Source organism: Corynebacterium occultum (genome assembly GCF_009734425.1).
In the GTDB taxonomy this organism is placed as follows: Bacteria; Actinomycetota; Actinomycetes; order Mycobacteriales; family Mycobacteriaceae; genus Corynebacterium; species Corynebacterium occultum.
Window position 1 is genome coordinate 2,731,912 of sequence record NZ_CP046455.1, and the last position, 21,199, is coordinate 2,753,110.

16 protein-coding genes are annotated in these 21,199 nt (G+C 62.2%); 8 read left to right on the top strand and 8 right to left on the bottom strand.

What is annotated here, in order from left to right; all coding sequences use genetic code 11:
• The first annotated feature begins 79 nt into the window (after positions 1–79).
• Positions 80–1,810 (top strand): sodium:solute symporter family transporter, encoded by a 1,731-nt coding sequence (locus tag COCCU_RS12455; protein ID WP_156231933.1) that lies wholly within the window; start codon positions 80–82, stop codon positions 1,808–1,810.
• Between the two features lie 11 nt (positions 1,811–1,821).
• Positions 1,822–1,938: a putative transporter small subunit gene (locus tag COCCU_RS14935; RefSeq protein WP_407924175.1), complete on the top strand. Its 117-nt coding sequence runs from the start codon at positions 1,822–1,824 to the stop codon at positions 1,936–1,938.
• A gap of 132 nt (positions 1,939–2,070) precedes the next feature.
• Here COCCU_RS14935 and COCCU_RS12460 read toward each other — a convergent pair whose 3' ends face one another.
• Positions 2,071–3,444 (bottom strand): sodium/glutamate symporter, encoded by a 1,374-nt coding sequence (locus COCCU_RS12460; protein WP_156231934.1) that lies wholly within the window; start codon positions 3,442–3,444, stop codon positions 2,071–2,073.
• 248 nt (positions 3,445–3,692) lie between these two features.
• On the opposite strand from COCCU_RS12460, the gene COCCU_RS12465 reads away from it, so the two are divergent.
• The 3 genes from COCCU_RS12465 to COCCU_RS12475 all read left to right on the top strand — a co-directional run bounded on the left by COCCU_RS12465 (position 3,693) and on the right by COCCU_RS12475 (position 7,190).
• Positions 3,693–4,835 carry an NAD(P)-binding domain-containing protein gene (locus COCCU_RS12465; protein ID WP_156231936.1) on the top strand — a complete coding sequence of 381 codons (1,143 nt, stop codon included), beginning with the start codon at positions 3,693–3,695 and terminating at the stop codon, positions 4,833–4,835.
• 77 nt (positions 4,836–4,912) lie between these two features.
• A complete protein-coding gene (locus COCCU_RS12470; protein WP_156231938.1) occupies positions 4,913–5,980 on the top strand; it encodes an LLM class flavin-dependent oxidoreductase in 1,068 nt (355 codons plus the stop codon).
• 55 nt (positions 5,981–6,035) lie between these two features.
• On the top strand, positions 6,036–7,190 hold the full coding sequence (locus COCCU_RS12475) for an FAD-binding oxidoreductase (RefSeq protein WP_197088363.1): 1,155 nt from the start codon (positions 6,036–6,038) through the stop codon (positions 7,188–7,190).
• 256 nt (positions 7,191–7,446) lie between these two features.
• On the opposite strand, the gene COCCU_RS12480 is transcribed toward COCCU_RS12475, so the two are convergent.
• Positions 7,447–8,265 carry a carbon-nitrogen hydrolase family protein gene (locus COCCU_RS12480; RefSeq protein ID WP_156231942.1) on the bottom strand — a complete coding sequence of 273 codons (819 nt, stop codon included), beginning with the start codon at positions 8,263–8,265 and terminating at the stop codon, positions 7,447–7,449.
• Between the two features lie 91 nt (positions 8,266–8,356).
• On the opposite strand from COCCU_RS12480, the gene COCCU_RS12485 reads away from it, so the two are divergent.
• Entirely contained in the window at positions 8,357–8,623 is a 267-nt protein-coding gene (locus COCCU_RS12485; RefSeq protein ID WP_156231944.1) for a hypothetical protein, read from the top strand.
• The gene (locus COCCU_RS12490; RefSeq protein ID WP_156231946.1) at positions 8,620–9,846 is read left to right on the top strand and encodes an alpha/beta hydrolase; all 1,227 of its coding nucleotides are present in this window, start codon (positions 8,620–8,622) and stop codon (positions 9,844–9,846) included. The genes COCCU_RS12485 and COCCU_RS12490 overlap by 4 nt, the downstream gene beginning before the upstream one ends.
• Positions 9,847–9,862: 16 nt before the next feature.
• Here COCCU_RS12490 and exaC read toward each other — a convergent pair whose 3' ends face one another.
• The 6 genes from exaC to COCCU_RS12520 form a co-directional block, all read right to left on the bottom strand.
• Complete coding sequence (gene exaC / locus COCCU_RS12495) at positions 9,863–11,383, bottom strand: acetaldehyde dehydrogenase ExaC (protein WP_156231948.1); 1,521 nt, start codon at positions 11,381–11,383, stop codon at positions 9,863–9,865.
• A 270-nt stretch (positions 11,384–11,653) separates the two neighbouring features.
• A complete protein-coding gene (locus COCCU_RS12500; protein ID WP_231598946.1) occupies positions 11,654–12,037 on the bottom strand; it encodes a heat shock protein transcriptional repressor HspR in 384 nt (127 codons plus the stop codon).
• Positions 12,038–12,220: 183 nt separating this feature from the next.
• Positions 12,221–13,411 (bottom strand): molecular chaperone DnaJ, encoded by a 1,191-nt coding sequence (dnaJ, locus tag COCCU_RS12505; RefSeq protein WP_156231952.1) that lies wholly within the window; start codon positions 13,409–13,411, stop codon positions 12,221–12,223.
• A 393-nt stretch (positions 13,412–13,804) separates the two neighbouring features.
• Positions 13,805–14,464 carry a nucleotide exchange factor GrpE gene (gene grpE, locus COCCU_RS12510; protein WP_156231954.1) on the bottom strand — a complete coding sequence of 220 codons (660 nt, stop codon included), beginning with the start codon at positions 14,462–14,464 and terminating at the stop codon, positions 13,805–13,807.
• Positions 14,461–16,311, bottom strand: coding sequence for a molecular chaperone DnaK (dnaK, locus tag COCCU_RS12515; protein WP_156231956.1), 1,851 nt, complete (start codon positions 16,309–16,311; stop codon positions 14,461–14,463). The genes grpE and dnaK overlap by 4 nt, the downstream gene beginning before the upstream one ends.
• A 524-nt stretch (positions 16,312–16,835) precedes the next feature.
• Positions 16,836–17,327, bottom strand: a complete 492-nt coding sequence (locus COCCU_RS12520) for a Dps family protein (protein ID WP_156231958.1) — start codon at positions 17,325–17,327, stop codon at positions 16,836–16,838.
• Between the two features lie 373 nt (positions 17,328–17,700).
• Here COCCU_RS12520 and COCCU_RS12525 point away from each other — a divergent pair, with 373 nt between their 5' ends.
• On the top strand, positions 17,701–21,189 hold the full coding sequence (locus COCCU_RS12525) for a bifunctional proline dehydrogenase/L-glutamate gamma-semialdehyde dehydrogenase (protein WP_156231960.1): 3,489 nt from the start codon (positions 17,701–17,703) through the stop codon (positions 21,187–21,189).
• The last annotated feature ends 10 nt before the right edge of the window (positions 21,190–21,199 follow it).

The following is a 21,199-nucleotide window of genomic DNA, read 5'->3' on the forward strand; positions in this document are numbered from 1 at the left end:
CGGGTTCACTCATTCTTCGGTCCCGAAGTATGGAGGAGATTTGGACGGCTTTCAGTTCAGTTCATGGGCGACCATATTGATGTTGGTCGGATTCTTTGGAGCGACCTTCCTGCTCACCCTGACCATCCGACAGCGTAAAGAAAACGTTGATGGATTCATGGTGTCCAGTGGCTCCATCGGATTCGGTTTCTCCGCCTCATCGATGACTGCGACCTGGGTATGGGCAGCGTCTTTCTACGCTGCAGCCGAGGCCGGTTATATCTACGGAATCTCTGGCCCCATCCACTACGGTCTCTGGGGCGCACTGATGATTCTGTGTATTTACCCCTTCGGAAAGCGTTTCCGTACTCTTGCACCGCACGCGCACACTCTCGCTGAGATGGTCCATGCCCGGCATGGTTCATCCAGTCAGTTGATGCTCGCGGTGTCGAATATCGCCGGCAGTCTCATCAGCCTGACGGCGAACTTCACCGCCGCTGGTGCGCTGGTGTACGTTCTCACCCCCTTCAGTTTCGGCACCGGTGTCCTGGCGGTCGCAGTCGGCGTTCTCGCCTACACCATCTGGTCCGGCTTCCGTGCCTCGGTGCTCACTGACTACATCCAGCTGGTCGCCATGATGGGCGCCGCGGTCATCATCATCCCGACGATCTTCTACGCCGCTGGTGGTCCCGACATGATCAGCACCGGCATGGACACGCTGTACGAGCAGAACCCGCAGAAGGCGGACTTCTGGTCGAAGGATGCCTTCCTCTATCAGGGTGCGCCCTACATGGTGGCGGTGCTGGCTTATGCGATCGGCAACCAGACCATCATGCAGCGCCTGTTCGCGGTGCGGGTCGACCGCATCAAGTCAACCTTCGTCACCGCGACTCTCGGTTATGCCGGCACCGTCATCGGCCTGGGCATGCTCGGCGTCCTCGCCGCCATGATCGGCCTGCAGCCCGCCGATGGCAACACCAACAACATCATTCCGCAGATGGGCGTGGAGTTTCTGCCCGTCTTCCTCATTGTGGCGTTGTTCATCATGGTGATCGGCTCACTGTCCTCCACCGCGGACTCCGATCTCTCGGCACTGGCCGCGATTGCGATGACCGATATCTACGGTAAGAACATCGCCCGTGGTCGCGTCAAGACCAAAACGATGCTGCTGGTCGGCCGGATGACCATGGTTGGTGCGACCGCCTGCGGTGTGGTCCTGGCTTTCGCTAACTTCAATATTCTGGACCTGTTGGTCTTCGTTGGCGGACTATGGGGTGCACTGGTCTTCCCGGTGATCATGAGCTTCTACTGGAACCGGATCACCAGTAAGGCATTCACCATCTCCGTGGTGGTTGCAGTGGTCTTCTTCCTGCTGACCCGCTTCGAGCTGATCCCGATGTTCGGGGTCCAGGCAGTGGTGTTCGAGCTCTTCAGCGCCCTGGGTGCTGCGAGCGCGGTGGGGCTGATGGTCTTCGGCATCTTCGGCCGTCGACCTGGTTTGATCGCGGCGGCAATCATGTTCGTCGCCATGGTCCCGCTCTTCCTCGGCTTCCTCCGCGACTACCCGGCACTGCTCAGCGCCCTGGTTGCCTACGGCATCAGTACTGCGTTGTGCGTGGGCATCAGTTTCCGCAGCAATGAGAGTTTCGACTTCGACCTCATTGACGAGCGCGTGATGTCCTTCCAGGGTGGAGAAACCCGCACGACCACCATCACCAACGCCGACGGCAGCGATACCGCGGACCACGGATCCCCCCAGTTGGCACATCGCTTGGCTGATGGCGACGATGGTGGCACCGACACTGACCCGAAGGGAGGTGTCCGCGTATGACCACAGTCCTGATGACCATCTATATTCTGGTGTGGCCGATACTTGCCGCAATTGTGTTGATCTATCTCACTTTGGGTGTAATAAACGATTATCGAGACGCTCACCGGGAAAATCGATCGGTCGTCTGACCGAAGAAATCCCTCATTTCGCCGCCGGGGCCGAGTTGCATATGCAGCTCGGCCCCGGCGGCGTTGGTGTCTGTGATGAAGGCTCCCCCGGCGGTGTTCAACCGTGGTCCTTCAAGAAGTCTGTCTGGGGGATCACGCTTCCCCGGCGGTAGCCGGTTGCTGCTCCCGGTCGTTTCCTCTGACATGGCCACGTTCCGGTAGCCACTTGAGAACGAAGGCGGCGCCGATCACCGCCACCGCCACAATCAGGGTTGCCCAACCAAGGCCAGCGGTCAGGCCCGCGATCACCGCGATCGGGGCGATGATGGTCATGCCGATCTCGAAGGGCGCGAAACCGATATAGGCCACGCCGTATTCATTCAGGGTCCCCGATTTCAGCTTCGGGTCGACGATCTTGAGCAGTGCGATACCGGTGGCCACGGCGGCGGTTGCCCAACCCCAGCCGAAGACAGCTCGCTCCAGCCACTTCTCGCCGAAGAAGCGCGGGGCAACAACAAAGAAGAAGAAGACACAGTAGATGACACCGGCGACGAAGAGAATGATCAGCGGCACCAGGTAGTCCGCGATGGCAGCCGGGACGATCGAGGCGATTCCGAAGGCAATGAGGTAGTCGGTGGAGGCGCCGGAGATCGAGTTGACGGTGTCCCGGTCCAGGTACTCCGGCTTCTTCAGCAACCGCAGAATACCCATGCCCATGATGCCGACCACGAAGGAGGTGGCGAAAAGCGGGATGGACACGGTCGCAAACATCGAGGTGATCCACTGATTGAACAGGTAGGCGAGCAGCACCGTGAAGGCGATGATGCCGGCGTGCAGTGCCAGCGGCTCGATGGCCGAGGGGTTGGTGGTTGCCTTACCGATGCTGGGGCGCTCGGAAAGCTTGTCGATGTAACCGGAGCGCAGATCCCAGGGAAGCTTCGAGGGCATCGCTGCGGTCTTGCCCTTCTTGATGCCCCAGGTGGTGAAGATGATTCCGCCGACGATGGCTGCCAGGGTACCTACGGTGGCAGAGGTGAAGCCCAGCGAGGAGGCAGCGACCGCGCCGGAAGCTTCCAGGGAGCTGCCGACGGCCGCGGCGGTACCGAAGCCGCCGACGAAACCGACCGGCAGCATCATGCCGAACCAGTCCTCAGTGCCCCAGATCGGCTGGAAGAAGTAGACGCCGAGCAGGATGAAGATCGCCCACTGCCCCATGAACATACCGGTGGAATAGGACCACATGGTCTGGGCACCGGAGCGCATGGAGCGGGAGAACTGCATGGAATAGGGCATCGCCGCGAACACAACCGCAATGAGCAGGGTGGTGTAGGTGCCCATGTGAGCGGAAAAGCCGATCAGACCGAGGACATGCGGACCCAGCACCAGCCCGATCAGGCCAGCGGTGATGGGCGAGGGAATCAGCAGGGTCTGGAAGAAGGGGATTTTCCGGCGCAACACATTGCCGATCACCATCAGAGCGGAAATCCATCCGACATCCTGCAAGAGACTAAAAGGGGTGTACTCCATTGTGGCGACGCACTTCCTCTCATATCAGTTCAATGGGGTGGTAGAACAGGAAGAGCTTAATGCAGATCACATTATTTATGTAGGTAGGGTCCCGACCGGCGCGGCCGAATAAAAGCATAAACGCTCTTAGCGCTAAGTTTCGCTGTCATTTCAACTGGAGTTCAGGGACTGTACTTTCGGCGCTTCCCCGGAAGTTCCCCTCCGGCGGCTCCCTCAATGAGGGAGCAACTCCTGCTAGAATTGTTGACATGACAACTACTTATAAAGCAATCATCATCGGAGCTGGCCAGGCAGGCCTGAGCGCGGCACATGAATTAGCGCGGCGAGGACTTGTCCCCGGCAAGGACTTCCTGCTTATCGACGCCAATCCCGGCCCCGGTGGTGCCTGGCGGCACCGCTGGGATTCCCTCACCCTGGGCAAGGCCCACGGCATCGCTGACCTGCCGGGCCTGGACATGAGGCGCCCGGACCCAAAGATGCCGGCCAGCAGATTAGTCAGCGATTATTACGGTGCCTATGAGGACACCTTCGAACTGAAGACCATCCGACCGGTTGATGTCACCCGGGTCGAGGAAGCGGAGAATGATCTGCTGCGGATCCATGCCCGGGACGGTCGAAGCTGGTTGAGTCGCATGGTCCTCAATGCCACCGGAACCTGGACCAATCCCTATATCCCCTATATTCCGGGCATCGAGACCTTCCAGGGGAGGCAACTACACACCAGGGACTATGTGAAGGCGGAGGACTTCGCTGGCCAGCGCACCCTCGTGGTGGGTGGCGGACTTTCGGCGGTGCAATTTCTCCTGGAACTGGCACCGCTCACCGAAACCATCTGGGCCACCCGCCGGCCCCCGAACTTCACCAGCCAGGAATTTGATGCCGGCTGGGGTCTGGCGGTGGAGAAGGCGGTGCGGGAACGCACCCATTCCGGCCAGGCCCCGGCCTCAGTGGTGCGCACCACCGGCATCCCCCAGAACCCGGATTACCTGCGGGGAGTAAAGGAGGGCACCCTGGTCAGCCGCGGCATGATAGACCAGATCCATCCGGAGACCGTCCGTTTCGGCCCGCCGCTTTCCACCCGCCAACAGGGACTGGGACCTTCCACCGGAAGCAAGTTGGCGGTCCCGGAAAGCTGGGACCCCCTCCCCCACGGCCAGGTGGAGAAGGTGGACGTGATCTTCTGGAACACCGGCTTTCGTGCCGCCCTGCGCCACCTCGCCCCGATGAAGCTGCGCGGCAAGGGCGGCATTGAGCTGCTCGACGAGGTCACCCCGGCCGCGGATCCACGAATCCTGCTGGTGGGCTACGGTTCGACCGCCTCCACGGTGGGTGCAACCCGCGCGGGTCGCCTGGCCGGCCGCAAGGCCTGGAAGTGGCTGAGTGGGAAATAGCTGCGGCGACAGCACTGTTGGGAGTGGGGAATCTAACCCCCTGGACAGTTGTTGACACATCAACTACAATCTTCGACATGAAGAGTTTCGGATTTTTGAGTTTCGGCCACTACGCCATCGGCAACCAACCCGGCCCCGATGCCCGTGACACCCTCCACCAGGCCATCGACCTTGCGGTCGCAGCCGATGAGCTCGGTGTCAACGGCGCTTATTTCCGCGTCCATCACTTCGCTCCGCAGAACGCCTCCCCGATGCCCCTGCTTGGCGCGATCGCCGGAAAGACCAGGCACATCGAGGTCGGCACCGGCGTGATCGACATGCGTTATGAAAACCCCCTCTACCTCGCCGAGGAGGCCGCCGCCCTGGAGCTGATCGCCGATGGTCGAATGGCCCTCGGGGTGTCCCGGGGATCGCCGGAGCCCGCCGAGAAGGGCTGGGAAGCCTTCGGCTACAGCGCTGAGCAGGACAATGGCGCTGACATGGCACGCTCCAAGTGGGAGACTTTCCTCGCCGCCATCGATGGTTATGGGATGGCCAAGGCCGCCGAGGCCGGCAAACAGTACCCGAACATGTACCACCCCGGCACTCCCCTGCCGATCTTCCCGCAGGCCCCGAACCTACGTAAGCACATGTGGTGGGGTGCCGGCTCCCACACCACCGCCGAGCAGGCCGCCCGGGATGGTGTGAACCTGATGAGCTCCACCCTGGTGTCTGAGGCCGACGGCTCCACCCTCGGCGAGGTTCAGGCGGAACAGATCCGTCGTTACCGCGCCACCTGGCAGGAAGCCGGCCACGACTGGACCCCTCGGGTGTCAGTGTCCCGCTCCATTTTCCCGATCGTCTCCGAGAAGGACCGTCAGATGTTCGGCCTCCAGGCCAGTGACCGGGATCAGATCGGCTCCCTGGGTGAGGGTGTGCCGGTCACCTTCGGACGCAGCTACGCCGCCGAACCGGATGTGCTCATCGAGCAGCTGAAGGCCGATCCCGCGGTCATGGCCGCAGACTCCCTGATGCTGACCATTCCCAACCAGATGGGCGTGGAGGTCAACCTCTCCATCCTGCAGAATTTCGCGGAACACGTCGCTCCGGCACTCGGCTGGATCTCCGCGAAAGAGGGTCTGACCACGGGTCATGAACTTTCCTGAGGCGTTAATGAACCCCCTTGGCAACCTGTCCCTGAAATAGGGCACAATGGGGGACGTGACCCCCTCCGAGACGCTTTCTGAAGTTGCCAGCAGGGTGCGCGCTCAGGAGGCCCGGTTCCGGGACCTGGTGCACAATCATTTCTTCACCAGCATCCTGGAAGCCCGGGCGCTCTTCCCGCTCTCCCGGGAACGCACCCATCTTGGGCTGGTCCCGGTCATCACCGATGTCCTCGACCGCACCCCACTCAATGGCCAAGTGCCGCAGCACATGCTGGACTATGTGGCGGCACATGGTGTCCGGCACCGCCGCCATGGTTTCCCCTCCGAGGCCTACGGTCCTTTCGGGGATTCCCTTGCCGCCGCGCTTGCCGACGTCCTCCCCGCCGCCGAGCCGGAAATCCTCGCTGCCGCACAACAGGCGCTGCGTCAGGTCTGCCAGGCCATGGCCTCCGCCGCCCACCAACAGGATCTTGCCGGCGTACCGCCCGCTTACCTGGCCACCGTCACGCATGTGGAAAGACGGAGCCGACGCATCAGTGTGGTCCATCTGGACAGCCAGAAAATCGACTACCGCGCGGGACAGAACATCCCGGTGGCCATGAGCTACCTGCCCGGCACCTGGCGCACCCTCACCCCGGTGCTGCCCAGCGATGACCATGGTCAGCTGGAATTCCATATCCAGGTCCACGAGAACGGTGCCGCCTCCGGCATGCTCGCTAACCCCCGGGTCGGTGACTACTGGACCCTCGGCGCCCCCACCGGAAACTTGAACACCGAGGGTCATTCCCCTCTGCTGCTGATATCTCACCGCATGGGACTGGCCCCCATGCGGGCCATCATCTTCGACCTGCTCCAGCGGCCCGGCCCTCACCAGCCGGTGCACCTGCTCATGAGCGCCGAATACCCTGGCGAGCTCCATGACCTGCGTACCTTGTCCAACCTCGCCCGGACCGTGGACTGGCTTGAGATCACCCCGGTGGCGGAAAACCCCGCCGACCCCTGGTGGGTGGGTGCAACCAGCGCTTCCGAACCGCCAACCGGGGTCTCGGTGCAGGTGAGTGAGGATCTGGGCCAGTTCGTGCTGGACCAGGGCATCTGGGATAACCATGAGGTGCTGGTTGCCGGCCCCGCCCGCGGAGTCCATGAGGCGGTGCGTTCCCTCTACCGTGGTGGTGTCCCCTTCAACCTGGTGGACTATGAAGCCTGGTAGTTTCCGGCTCCGGCGATATGAACCGTCTTGAGGAGATCGGGACTTCCACCAGCAGCTGCGGAACGTTCTCCGTCATGAAGGGCCCCGCCTGGAAAAGCACCTGCGCAAGATCCAGCAGAAGGTGGGAAGTGCTCCGCATCTGAGCGTCATCCGGCTTTTCGACGTCCCGGCCTTGGATGTCAGGCAGGCATCGTCTCGCCGCCACGCAGGATCCGGCCGCCTTGGTGGTGAGCCGCCACGGGATAAAGGAATTCCGCTAGAACTTCCCTGCCCCGAGCACCGGCAGAATCTTGCGGACCTTGTCCACCACATCCAGGTCAATGTCGAGAATGAGGGTGTCCTCGCCATAACCGGCCTCAGCCACACGTTGGCCATTGGGGTCAACCACACAGGAATGTCCGATCCCGGTCGGCCCGGAGGGGGTCCCACCCTCCACCTCCCCACCGGGACGCGCCTGACCTGCGGCGATGATCCAGGAGGTGCAGTCTAGGGCGCGGGCCGCGGTCAGGGTCCGCCACTGCGGCAGTTTATCGGGCCCATCCGCCCAGGAGGTCGGCAACACAATCCCCTTCGCACCCTTAGTGGCCAGTGCCTTGAACTGCTCTGGAAAGCGCACGTCATAACAGACCGCCACGCCCAGGGTGTGCCCCTCCACCTGGAAGGTCACCAGCTCCTCACCGGGGTGGACGGTGTCAGATTCGGCGTAGTTGAAGGCGTCATAGGTGTGGATCTTCCGGTAACCAAGGTGCTGCCCTTGGCCGGTCACCAGCGCCAGGTTGTACACCCGGTTGATGGTCTTGCCCTCACGTTCCACCGTGTCCGCCGGGGCGAACATACCCGCCACGATCACCACCCTGAGTTCCTCGGCAAGTTCCCTCAGTCGGCCGGCGAACTCCCCGTCGATCTCCTGGGCATCGCGGTCGAGCCTCCCGGTCCCGAAGGCCTGGCTGCTGGCTTCCGGGTAGACGAGCAATTTCGCTCCCTCTGCAGCTGCCTGACGTGCGCTTTCCTCGATCCGGCCCAAATTGGCCAGAATATCTGCTCCGGACTGGATCTGTACCACTGCAATGCGCATGATCCCAGGATATGTGGATAAGTGACCTTTATCCACAGGTTCGGGAGCATCCTTCTTGTCGCTTCACCGCACCTGGGGATTCACTGTGGTCATGACACACAATGAATTGAGCTTCCCCCGCCACCTGCCCGAAGCACTCACCAGGGCACAACGTCCTTTCCCCGTACTGCCTTCACTTGCCTTGCCCGGTGGCAGCCGCAGCGCCGCCGCTCTTCAGGGTGCCGTGCGCAGCTGGCATTCCCGCTGCGACTCGGCTGCCCGGGCGGTAGGAGATCAGCTTGATCAATTAACTGAATTCAGCGTAGAGCTAGAGTATCAGGATCAGGTGCTCTCCTGGCAGCTTGGGGCAGTCCGATGAACACGCTGCTTCCTTTTCACAGCTCAGAACTGCTGAGTAACGCCCAGCTGCTCAGCCAGAGGGGCGGACAACTGCACAGTGACTCTGCCGAAAGAAAAGCTGAATGGTCGGCCCTGTCCGCCGAGACCCTCGGCATGGGGTTTGAGCATGGCTTCGCCCTGCTGTTGAGCCACCACAGCCCGATTCCGTTGTCTGCTACCCAGATCCTGGCGGTCAGTGAACTGCTGGCTGAGGTGGCAGACCTCCTCCGCCCCTGGGAGGAGCTGCAGGAACGCGTCCTCCCCCTCGTGGAGGCCCTGGGGGAATACCACCCGGTGGTGACGATGTGGTTGCAGCACATCTCCCATGCTGCGGCCCTGTTGGATTTCATCTGCGCCCGGGAGATCACCGCCCGCTCAGGTGCCCACTCCCCCGGACCGCTGCGCAGCTTCGCCGATTTCGAGGGATTGGCGGCCGGTGCCATCCATGAACATCACCTGCCGCGGCTTCCCCCGGAACTGGCGCAGCTGGTGGCGGAGCAACCGGATATCCAGGTCCTGGAACTTTCCGAGGGCGCTTTCGTGGCCGCCATCGGGGACATCGACAGTGCTGATGCGGTGGTGACCATCGCCGCCGGTACCGGCTCCGCGGATCCGGCGGGCTGGCCCACTCAATTTGATCGGGCCCGGAACATCTCCCAGACCAGCGGGGCCGCCACGGTGTTGTGGATGGGGCATCCGGCACCCGGTAGCGTTCCGGAGGCGATGAGCCGGATCCCGGCACAGCTGGCGGGCCCCAAACTCCGTGATTTCCAGGCGGAACTGGCCCGCCGGAATCCCGGGCAGCAACGCGTGGTGGTGGGTTATAGCTATGGCTCTGTGGTGCTCGGTGAGGCAGCCAGTCCGCGGGGGCCAGGGCTGGCCGCCGATGAGGTGGTTCTGGTCGGCAGCCCCGGTATCGGGCTGAGTCGCGCAGACCACCTGAACCTGGTGTCTCCCCAGGCGGCGGGGATGAAAGAAGCAGATATGGAAGAGGAAGGCAGCGCAAAACCCCGCGTTCATGCGGTCACCGGATCAGCTGACCCGATCGGCCTTTCGGCCACCGCATTCGGCGGGGTTCATGGCGTTGACCCCACCTCCCGGTTCTTCGGGGCGCAGGTGTGGGAGTCTGCCGCAGATCATTCCGGTTATTGGAATGAGGAGGAATTCCTGCGGCAACTTTCCACCCTGACCACCGGGCGGTGAAGGAGATGGTGGGAGGCTAGAACAGACCGGTGGGCTTCTCGGTGTAGGAGACCAGCATGTTCTTGGTCTGCTGGTAGTGGGCCAGCATCATCAGGTGGTTCTCGCGGCCGATACCGGACTCCTTGTAACCGCCGAAGGCGGAGTGCGCCGGGTAGTTGTGGTACTGGTTCACCCAGACCCGACCAGCCTGGATGGCACGACCCGCACGGTAGACGATGTTGTTCTGACGGGACCAGACACCCGCGCCGAGACCGAAGTTGGTGTCATTGGCGATGCTGATCGCCTCATCAAAATCCTTGAAGGTGGCAACGGAGAGCACCGGGCCGAAGATCTCCTCGCGGAAGATGCGCATGGAGTTGTCACCCCGGAAAACGGTGGGCTCGATGTAGTAGCCGCCCTCCAGGCCCTCCACCTTGTTGACCTTGCCGCCGGTCAGGGTCTCCGCCCCTTCCTGGGGGCCCAGCTCCAGGTAGGAGGTGATCTTGTCCATCTGCTCCTGGGATGCCTGCGCACCCATCATGGTCTCGGTGTCCAGGGGGTTACCGATCTTGATGGCCTCGACCCGCTTGGTGCCAAGCTCCAGGAATTCATCGGCGATGGATTCGTGCACCAGCGCACGGGAAGGACAGGTGCAGACCTCGCCCTGGTTGAGGGCGAACATCGCGAAGCCCTCGACAGCCTTCTCCAGGAAGCCGTCCTTCTCATCCATGATGTCCTTGAAGAAGATGGACGGCGACTTGCCACCCAGCTCCAGGGTGACCGGGATGATTTTGTCGGAGGCTGCCTTGTTGATGATCTTGCCGACCTCGGTGGAACCGGTGAAGGCGATCTTGGCGACACGGTTCGAACCAGACAGCGCAGCACCTGCCTCCCCACCCAGACCATTGACGATGTTGAGCACACCATCCGGGAGGAGATCGCCGATGATGTTCATCAGGTAGAGGATGGAGGCCGGGGTCTGCTCGGCGGGCTTGAGGACGATGGCGTTACCGGCAGCCAGAGCCGGAGCGATCTTCCAGGTGGCCATCAGGATCGGGAAGTTCCAGGGGATGATCTGACCGACCACACCGAGAGGCTCGTTGAAGTGATAGGCCACGGTGTCATCATCGATCTGGGAGGTGCGGCCCTCTTGGGCGCGGATGGCGCCGGCGAAGTAGCGGAAATGGTCAACGGCCAGCGGAATGTCGGCAGCCAGGGTCTCGCGGACCGCCTTGCCGTTGTCCCAGGTCTCCGCGACGGCGATCTCCTCGAGATGCTCCTCAATACGGTCGGCGATGCGGTGCAGGATCAGCGCACGCTCCGCCACCGAGGTCCGGCCCCAGGCCGGGGCCGCAGCATGGGCGGCATCCAGGGCGAGCTCGATATCGGCGGCGGTGCCACGGGCCACCTCACAGAAGATCTCACCGGTGACCGGAGTGATGTTTTCCAGGTACTGACCCTCCACCGGCGGTACCCACTTGCCGCCGATGTAGTTCTCATAGCGCTTCTCGTAGTTCGCGATCGCGCCTTCGGTACCCGGGTTTGCGTACACAGTCATGGGGTGCTGCCTTCCTCTGATGAATTCGAGTCGCCCCGGGCGTTCCCGCCGGGAGCCGTTGGTGACTATCCCCATTTGTAACCGCACTCCCACTGTGATGCAAGCAACTTTCACAATCCCGATGTGAATCATGACATTTGCATTATTTGCACCTTGTCCCCTTTTCTCACTTTCCGCAGCTCAGGACAATGCGAAGAAAATCCCCACCACCCCAAGAGGGGGTGGTGGGGATCTGCTCATCATCGGCTAAACAAAACCCAGCGAAGTTCGCTAATGCTGTGGTTTCCGGCGGGGACGGCGGGGCTCCCACATCACCACGGCAGTGGAACGGGGCACGTGCACGATCTCGCCGCGAGAGCGGTTGCCCCCTCGATCCAGATGATCCCGAAGCTTCTGGTTCTCCGCCTGCAGGGCGGACATCTCCGCCCGCAGCACCTCATTTTCCTCGGTGAGTTCAATGATCGCCTTGATGCCGGCCAGGTTAACGCCATCATCCTGGCTCAGCCGCTGGATCTTGCGCAACATCACCACATCACGGCGCGAGTAACGGCGCCCACCACCGGTGGTGCGCATCGGAGTGACCAGACCCATCCGGTCATAGGTACGTAAGGTCTGCGCATGCATCCCGGAGAGTTCCGCCGCGACCGAGATCATGAAGACCTCACCGATCTCAACGGAGTCAGCGACACTTTCCCGCCGCCGGGTGTCCTGTGTGTTGTCTTTATCGGAATTTTTTATCGACATGACTTCTCCTCACCTCCCTCCCTCACTGCCATCAGCCACCGTCTCCTGCAACCACCTGAGTGGGCACAGGGTCCAGGGGATATTTCCCGGTGACTATTTCCGCTTCGCCCCGGCCCAGTCCGCCCGAGGATCAAAACCAGAGCCCTTCTCCGCCTGGGCATAGGTCCGCAGCGCGCTGGTGGCTGCGGCATCGAGGTTCTTGGGAACCTTCACCTGGACCGTGACCAGCAGGTCTCCGGCCTCAGCACCGCGTTTGGGCACACCTCTGCCCCGCACCCGGAGGGTCCGACCATTGGGGGTGCCGGCGGGCACCTTCACCCGAACCGGAGCATCCAGGGTCGGCACTGTGATGGTTTCACCGAGGGCCAGTTCGGTGTAGGACACCGGGACGGTGACCTCGAGGTCATCACCGGAACGGGTGAATACCTGATCCTCGCGGACATGCACGGTGACGAAGAGGTCACCGGCAGGCTTGCCGTTGGGGCCTGCCTCACCCTGGCCCGCCAGGCGGACCTTCTGGCCGTCGATCACCCCGGCCGGGATCCGCACCGTGATGGAACGGGTCCGGTTGACCGTGCCCCTCCCGGAACAGTGGGTGCAGGGATCGGTGATGATCTGACCGGTGCCACCACAGGTGGAACAGGGTGCGGAGAACCCGAAGGCCCCCCGGCTTTCCGAGGTGAAACCAGTGCCGGAGCAGTCACCACAGGTGGAGGGGTTTCCGGACTTGGAGCCGGAGCCGTGGCAGACGTTGCAGGGTGCATCCCCGGTCAGCTGGAGCGGGATTGTCGTCCCTTTCGCCGCCTCGGTGAAGTCAAGGGTGATTTCCGTTTCGACGTCTGCGCCCCGCGTCGGCCGAGCTGTCCCGCGAGTACCGCCGCCACGGTTGAAAAGGCCACCGAAGATATCGCCAAAAGCGCCGTCTTCAGAAAATCCTCCATCGGATCGGTCTCCGAAGATGTCGGAGGTGCTGAAGTCCGTCGGCTGGCGAAACCCTCCGGGGAAGCCGGACCCCCCACCCCTGCCGAAGCCGGAGAACCCTCCACCTCGCAACATCGCTTTCAGGTCATCATATTCCTTGCGGCTCTCCGGGTCGCTGAGAACGTCATTGGCCTCGGCGGCCTTCTTGAAACGTTCCTCAGCAGCCTTGTCACCAGGCTTGATGTCCGGGTGGTTTTCCCGGGCGATCTTCCGGTAGGCCTTCTTGATCTCATCCGCGCTGGCGGTTGAAGATACCCCGAGGTCGGCATAATAGTCTTTTGTTGCCCACTCGTTCTGCGCCATCCGACACTCTCCTTAAATTACTCTTCTAGAACTTCGTTCAACTGACTTCAGCGGCAACCACAGGGCATCTGTCAATAATATTTTTAGTTGTGGTTGAGTCTAATGCACTGAACTTTGAGGCTGGATCTCTCCACAAACCACAGTCTCCGTGACACCCATGCGCACCCTGGCCTGAGTCAATCGAACCTGAGGTTCCTGGGGTTCCCCCACACCAGCGTTTCTGAAATTTTCCGCCACCTGCTGCACCAACCTGCCCCACCCACCAGCCCCACCTTGAGCTGAAAAAACCCGCACGCTCTCCCATTGAGAAGGTGCGGGTTCTCAGCGCTACCTGCGGTGAGACATCCCCCTTGGCTGGCTGACCGGAATCAGCCGGCCGGAGGGCGGCTGATTTTAGGCCGGGTCAGAGATGATGACCATCGCGGTGCGGATCATCCGTGCATCCGCGCGGTAGCCCTTACGCAGGACCGTGCCGATGACCTTCTCATCACCGGAGGACAGGTCCTGAACGGCTTCGTGGATCTCCGGGTCGAAGGTGTCACCCTCGGCAGCGAAGGCTTCCACCTTGTACTCCCTCAGGGTGTCACGCAGCTTGGTGGCGATGGCCTTCAGCGGACCTTCGGCGAGATCACCGTGCTTCTCAGCCAGGTCGAGATCATCGAGGATGGGAAGCAGCTTGGTGATCACGGTGGTCTTGGCGTTATCGATCACACCCTGGCGTTCCCGCTCGGTACGACGACGGTAGTTGGCGTATTCCGCACTGACCCGCTGGAGGTCCTCGGTACGCTCAGCCAGCTGGGCCTCGACGGAGTTGTCGGCGCTGTCTGCCTCGGCGTCGGCAAGTTCGGCATCGATATCAGCCAGTGCCGCATCCACGTCCGACTCGAGGGTCGGATCAAACTCGGCGGACTGCCCCTCGATGGCGTCCTCGCTTGCACCCTGACCAGCGGCGGCCTCCTCGGCGGCGGCTTCGGAAGTCTCAGCCGAGGTCGCCTCCGGATCGGTGTTCTCCGGATCTCCCGGGTTGTCGGGCATACCGTTGGACTGGGTCACTTGCTGTCATCCTCCTTCTTCTCCTCGGCGCTGTCCTCATCGACGACCTCGGCATCGACGACATTGTCGTCAGCCGGGGTGTCTGCCTGGGTGGCACCGGTGTTGGCCTCGGCCTCGTAGATGGCCTTGCCCATCTCCTGGGACTCGGTGGAGAGCTTCTCGACGGCAGCCTTGATGGCCTCGAGGTCATCACCCTTGAGTGCCTCGTCGACCTCCTTGGCAGCTTCCTCGACCTTGGTCTTGAGCTCCTCGGAGACCTTGTCGGAGTTCTCCTCGACGAACTTGCGGGTCTGGTAGGTCATGGACTCAGCGGAGTTGCGGGTCTCCTGCTCCTCGCGGCGCTTCTTGTCCTCCTCGGCGTGAGCCTCGGCATCCTTGACCATGCGGTCGATCTCTTCCTGGGACAGGCCGGAGCCATCCTGGATCTTGATCGTGTTCTCCTTGCCGGTGCCCTTGTCCTTCGCGGTGACGTGGACAATGCCGTTGGCGTCGATGTCGAAGGTGACCTCGATCTGCGGAACGCCACGGGGTGCCGGTGCGATGCCACCCAGCTCGAAGGAACCGAGCAGCTTGTTGGCGGAGGCAATCTCGCGCTCACCCTGGAAGACCTGGATCTGCACGGAGGGCTGGTTGTCCTCGGCGGTGGTGAAGGTCTCGGAACGCTTGGTGGGGATGGTGGTGTTGCGCTCGATGAGCTTGGTCATCACGCCACCCTTGGTCTCAATGCCCAGGGAAAGCGGGGTGACGTCGAGAAGCAGCACGTCCTTGACCTCACCGCGGAGGACACCTGCCTGCAGGGCAGCGCCGACTGCGACGACCTCATCCGGGTTGACACCCTTGTTCGGCTCGCGGCCACCGGTCAGCTCCTTGACCAGGTCGGTCACGGCCGGCATACGGGTGGAACCACCGACGAGGACCACGTGGTCAACCTCGGAGATGGAGAGGTCGGAGTCCTTGATGACCTGGTTGAAGGGCTGCTTGGTGCGGTCCAGCAGGTCCTGGGTGATCTTCTGGAACTCGGTGCGGGACAGAGTCTCGTCCAGGAACAGCGGGTTCTTCTCTGCGTCAACCGTGATGTAGGGCAGGTTGATGTTGGCGGACTGGGAAGCCGAAAGCTCGATCTTGGCCTTTTCAGCAGCCTCGCGCAGACGCTGCAGGGCCATCTTGTCCTTGGTCAGGTCGATGCCGTTGGAGGACTTGAACTTCTCGACCAGCCAGTCGACGATGCGCTGATCCCAGTCATCGCCACCGAGCTGGTTGTCACCGGCGGTGGCGCGAACCTCAACCACGCCGTCACCGATCTCGAGCAGGGAGACGTCGAAGGTGCCGCCACCGAGGTCGAAGACCAGGATGGTCTGCTCCTTGTCACCCTTCTCCAGGCCGTAGGCCAATGCAGCAGCGGTGGGCTCGTTGACAATACGCAGAACGTTCAGACCCGCGATCTGGCCGGCCTCCTTGGTGGCCTGGCGCTGTGCGTCCTCGAAGTAGGCGGGGACGGTGATGACGGCGTCGGTGACCTCATCGCCCAGGTAAGCCTCAGCGTCGCGCTTCAGCTTCATCAGGGTGCGGGCGGAGATTTCCTGCGGGGTGTAGTTTTTGTCGTCGATGGCGACCGACCAGTCGGTGCCGATGTGGCGCTTGACGGAGCGGATGGTGCGGTCAACGTTGGTGACCGCCTGGTTCTTGGCGGACTGGCCGACCAGAACTTCACCGTTCTTGGCGAAGGCCACGACCGACGGGGTGGTGCGGGCACCCTCGGAGTTGGCGATGACGACGGCCTCGCCGCCCTCCAGAACGGAAACCACAGAGTTGGTGGTACCGAGGTCGATTCCTACTGCACGTCCCATATTGATATTCCTCCTGTTGATCCGGGATCTATCTTTAGTTGACTGCACTCAGCTCAACTTCTGGAACCAGACTAACAGATCCCCTTGAGCCGATGTCACTCAACCTTACATCTGCTGCAACCAGACTAACTCCAAAGTTATTCCAAGTCGACTCAACTCTGCACATTTTCCCAGCTAATCAGGGGTAAATAGGTGGGAACCCTGAGCCACCCCGAGCCGAGAAGGCTCAATTCTGATCGCTTAAAGCGAACTCTGGGGCCGAAGATTTACTCGGATCAGAGCCAGAACCGGGGAAAAATATCGCCGAGCCACTCCCCCATTCCCCTCAATCACGGCCACCGGGAGCCCGCCGCGAGCAGGAATCCGCCCATCGACCACAACAGCAGGAACCAGAAGCTTATCGACGGCACGGTGCCCCCCCCGAGCTCCCCGACCCGCCCTGAAACCTAGCCCCAAAGCACATAAAAGAAGGGCCGACCGCTCTCCCGGAGGAGAGTCGACCGACCCCGCGATGAAAAGAAGTGCTAGATATTGCCCTGGGCATTCTCGAGGTGCTTGCGCATGAACCACTGGAACTTCTCCAGCTCGGCGGCCTGGCCGATCAAGGCATCCTCGGTGATCGGATCCAGCTCGCCGGCGACGGCGATGGATTCACGAACCCCCTCGACAACCTGGTTGTAGACCTTGTCCAGCTCAGCCAGATGCTTCTGGGTGGGGCCTTCGTTCAGTTCGTAGGTCAGCGGAGTGCGGTCCTCAACCGAGCCCGCCGGGGTGCCTACCGGCGCGCCACCGAGGGTGGAGATGCGCTCTGCGACCTCATCGGCGTAGCCACGGACCAGCTCGACCTGCGGGTCAATCATTTCGTGGACGGCAATGAAATTGGGGCCGTTCACATTCCAATGCGCGTGCTTCAGGATCAGGTGCAGGTCGTTGTAGTCGGTAAGTCGGGCCTGAAGCTCGTCGTTGAGCTTCTTGGCGTCGTTTTCATTGATTCCCGGAACGGTGTAGTTGCTCATAGCTGCAATTATACACAAAATTGATCACGGTGGGTCTTTTTTGAGCATTAACCTATATTTCATAGGTCTGCCTTACCTAAGAACCTATCGGCCCCGCTTTTCCCCGAAAAAATTCCCCATCACCCGCAAAGGATACTCGAAAATGTAACCTGCCCCACTCCCCTGGTTTCCTCCATATACTCGGCCCTAGTAGTTCTTTCGGAATCTCCGGGACTCGCTGAAAGGTGGTGCCACAAAACATGCACATGAATCGTTGCAATCTCAGGCATGCCAGTGACCGGCCGCCGGTCGCGGCCGTCGATAAGCCGGCCAGATAAATCTGCCCGGATATACCGGCCCCCGCACCAGCACCACCCAATTTCAGGAGTCCAGCATGAACGCCAACCACATCGAAGAACAGAAGTACGCACCCCGCACCCCCACCGCGAATGCCGCGGATGTGGAGGCTGTGGTTGAGGCAGCTGTCGAACGTGCCCACCAGTGGCTCAAGGAGACCGGTACCGAGGCCTCCCATAAGGAGGCCAAGGCCACCGAACAGCTGGCGGAGATCGTGCGGGATCCCAAGGGCGTGAACTTCACCATGGATTTCGTGGACCGGGTGGCCCGCCCCGAGGACAACAAGGTCGGTGCCGAGGAGCTGCGCCGCCTCACCGAGGTCCCCGATTTCCTGGGTCCCGTCAATAAGTTCCTACTTGGGGCGGGCGGTATGGCCGGTCGCGTGCTGCCGGATGTGGTGATGCCCCTGGCTAGGAGACGGATGCGCCAGATGGTTGGCCACCTGGTGCTCGATGCCGAGGGCAAGGCACTGAATGCCCTGCTGGACAAGGCTCATGCCGAGGGCACCCAACTCAACCTGAACCTGCTGGGTGAGGCGGTGCTCGGTAATGATGAGGCTGCTTCCCGTGCCGCCCGCACCCTGGATCTGATCCGCAATCCGCGGGTGACCTATGTGTCGGTGAAGGCCTCCAGCCTGGTTGCCCAGCTCAACCACTGGGACATCGAAGGCAACCTGATCCGCCTGAAGGAACAGCTGCGGCCGCTCTACCGCACCGCGATGCAGCAGTCACCGCGGGTGTTCATCAACCTGGACATGGAGGAGTACAAGGACCTTCACCTCACCATCCGGCTCTTCACCGAACTGCTCAACGAAGAGGAGTTCAAGGACCTGGAGACCGGCATCGTGCTGCAGGCCTACCTGCCGGACACCTATGACGCTCTGGTACAGCTGGCTGAATTCGCCCAGCAACGCCGCGCCGAAGGTGGGGCCGCAATCAAGGTCCGCCTGGTCAAGGGTGCCAATCTCTCCATGGAGAAGGTGGAGGCGGAGGTGCACGGCTGGGCCCAGGCCCCCTACTCCTCCAAGGAGGAGGTGGACGCCAACTATCTGCGCCTGCTCGACTACATCCTCCAGCCCGAACACGCCGATAACCTGCGCATCGGTGTGGCCAGCCACAACCTCTACACCGTGGCCCTGGCCTGGGAACTGGCCGTCAAGCGTGGGGTGGAGCATCAGCTGGATGCAGAGATGCTGCAGGGCATGTCCCCCTCCCAGTCCCGGGCGGTGCAGAAGGTCTTCGGGGAGATGATCCTCTACACCCCGGTGGTGCACGCCGAGGACTTCGATGTGGCCGTGTCCTACCTGGTCCGTCGACTGGAGGAAACCAGTGAGAAACAGAACTTTCTGCCTGCCCTCTTCGCCCCCGAGGTGGAGGGCCAGGACCACCAGACCCCCATGCAGGAACAGGAGCAGCGGTTCCGCGAGTCGGTGTCCTGTCGCTGGGTCACCGCCTCCGGACCCCGACGCCGCCAGGACCGCAACCTGGATTCGGACACCCAGGCGGTGGGCCTGGGACGTTTCATCAATGAACCGGACACTGACCCTGCCCTGCTGCACAACCGCGAATGGGCACTGCAGGCACTGGCCACGGATCCCGGCGCGCCGGTGAACCAGGAGGTCTCGGATCCTGATGTCATCGACACCGCCGTGGAACGTGCCCGGACACTGGCTGAGGGCTGGTCCCAGCGCAGTGGTGCCGAGCGTGCCGAGGTTCTGGATCAGATCGCGGATGCCCTGGCGGATGCCCGCGGGGAGCTGATTTCGGTGATGGCGCATGAGGCCAATAAGGCGGTGGATCAGTCCGATCCGGAGGTTTCGGAGGCCATTGACTTCGCCACCTACTACGCAGAGTCCGCCCGGGCCCTGGATGCTGCGCATTCTCGGTTCACCCCGCACCGCGTTGTGGTGGTCACCCCACCCTGGAACTTCCCCGTGGCCATCCCGGTCGGCGGGATGCTGGCTGCGCTTGCTGCGGGAGCCGCGGTCATCGTCAAGCCTGCGCCGCAGGTGGTGCGTTGCGCCGAGATCGCGGTGGACGCCATTCACCGCGGCATGGATGCGGCCGGGGTGGACCCGGATCTGCTGCAGCTGGTGCGCGCCGATGAGGGTGAGGCCGGGCAGCGGTTGATCACCCATGAGCATGTGGATTCGGTGATCCTGACCGGCGCTTCGGAGACCGCGAAGCTCTTCCGTTCCTGGCAGCCGGAGCTGCGTCTGAATGCGGAGACCTCGGGCAAGAACGCCATCATCATCACCCCGAGTGCGGATCCCGATCTGGCGGTGGCGGATCTCTTCAAGTCTGCTTTCGGGCATTCCGGACAGAAGTGTTCGGCTGCGTCCCTGGCCATCCTGGTGGGTTCCCAGGGGGAGTCCAAGCGTTTTCTCAACCAGCTTCTCGACGCCGTGAAAACCCTCAAGGTCGGTCCTGGCACGGATATCTCCACCACCATGAATGGTCTGGTGGAACCACCCTCTGAGAAGCTGATGCGGGGTTTGACCGTCCTGGATCCGGGTGAGCGCTGGTTGATCAAGCCGGAGCAGCTCAATGAGGAGGGCACCCTCTGGTCCCCGGGTGTCCGGGATGGGGTGCAACCCGGTTCCTGGTACCACACCAATGAGTGCTTCGGCCCGGTGTTGGGCATCATGCACGCCAGCACCCTGGATGAGGCGATCGAATGGCAGAACTCCACCGGATATGGCCTGACCGGTGGCATCCACTCCCTCAACAATGATGAGATCGCGCACTGGATGGACCGCGTCGAGGTGGGTAACGCCTACGTCAACCGGGGTATCACCGGCGCGATTGTGCAGCGTCAGCCCTTCGGTGGCTGGAAGAACTCCACCATCGGCAATGGTGCGAAGGCTGGCGGCCCGAACTATGTCGCCCAGCAGGGCACCTGGGCCGATGGGGAGCTGCCGGCCCGGGATGTTTCGGTCCGACCCGCCGTGGCCAAGGTGCTGCGCGATGCCGCCTCCCGATTCAGCAAACAACTGGATGAGGCCGACATCGCCTGGCTCTGGCGTGCCGCCGAACTGGATGAGCTGGCCTGGCGGAAGGAGTTCGGTGTGGAACATGACAAAACCGCACTGAGCGCCGAGGCCAATATCTTCCGTTACCGCCCCCTGGGCGAACCCCTGCGGATCCGCCTGGGAGATGGTTTCCACCTCCGTGACCTGCTGCGACTCCAGATCGCCAGTCATCGCACTGGGGTGGCGGTGGATGTCAGTGCCGCCCAGCGGATCACCCGTGGGCTGAAGGAGATGGGACTGACCGTCCGGGAGATCTCCGATGATGCCTTCGCGGTGGAGATCGAGGATGCCCCCTCCACCAGGGTGCGCACCATCGGTGAAGTGGACAGTTCACTGCGGGAGGCGGCGGTGGAGTCGGGTTCCGTCATCCTCGATGAGCCGGTCCTGGCTGATGGCCGTCGGGAGCTGTTGCACTTCCTGTTGGAGCAGGCGCTTTCCGTGACGATGCACCGATTCGGCATCATCCGCGAAGTGGGACACCTGCAGCGCACCTGATTGCCAGGTA

Excerpts from the sequence above, each read along its gene's own strand:
- COCCU_RS14935 (WP_407924175.1), top strand. The coding sequence starts at position 1,822 with ATGACCATCTATATTCTGGTGTGGCCGATACTTGCCGCAATTGTGTTG.
- COCCU_RS12460 (WP_156231934.1), bottom strand. The coding sequence starts at position 3,444 with ATGGAGTACACCCCTTTTAGTCTCTTGCAGGATGTCGGATGGATTTCC.
- COCCU_RS12480 (WP_156231942.1), bottom strand. The coding sequence starts at position 8,265 with ATGCGCATTGCAGTGGTACAGATCCAGTCCGGAGCAGATATTCTGGCC.
- COCCU_RS12470 (WP_156231938.1), top strand. The coding sequence starts at position 4,913 with ATGAAGAGTTTCGGATTTTTGAGTTTCGGCCACTACGCCATCGGCAAC.
- COCCU_RS12455 (WP_156231933.1), top strand. The coding sequence starts at position 80 with ATGTTGGTCGGATTCTTTGGAGCGACCTTCCTGCTCACCCTGACCATC.
- dnaK (WP_156231956.1), bottom strand. The coding sequence starts at position 16,311 with ATGGGACGTGCAGTAGGAATCGACCTCGGTACCACCAACTCTGTGGTT.
- COCCU_RS12500 (WP_231598946.1), bottom strand. The coding sequence starts at position 12,037 with ATGATCTCGGTCGCGGCGGAACTCTCCGGGATGCATGCGCAGACCTTA.
- COCCU_RS12525 (WP_156231960.1), top strand. The coding sequence starts at position 17,701 with ATGAACGCCAACCACATCGAAGAACAGAAGTACGCACCCCGCACCCCC.
- COCCU_RS12520 (WP_156231958.1), bottom strand. The coding sequence starts at position 17,327 with ATGAGCAACTACACCGTTCCGGGAATCAATGAAAACGACGCCAAGAAG.
- COCCU_RS12465 (WP_156231936.1), top strand. The coding sequence starts at position 3,693 with ATGACAACTACTTATAAAGCAATCATCATCGGAGCTGGCCAGGCAGGC.
- dnaJ (WP_156231952.1), bottom strand. The coding sequence starts at position 13,411 with ATGGCGCAGAACGAGTGGGCAACAAAAGACTATTATGCCGACCTCGGG.
- COCCU_RS12490 (WP_156231946.1), top strand. The coding sequence starts at position 8,620 with ATGAACACGCTGCTTCCTTTTCACAGCTCAGAACTGCTGAGTAACGCC.
- exaC (WP_156231948.1), bottom strand. The coding sequence starts at position 11,383 with ATGACTGTGTACGCAAACCCGGGTACCGAAGGCGCGATCGCGAACTAC.
- COCCU_RS12485 (WP_156231944.1), top strand. The coding sequence starts at position 8,357 with ATGACACACAATGAATTGAGCTTCCCCCGCCACCTGCCCGAAGCACTC.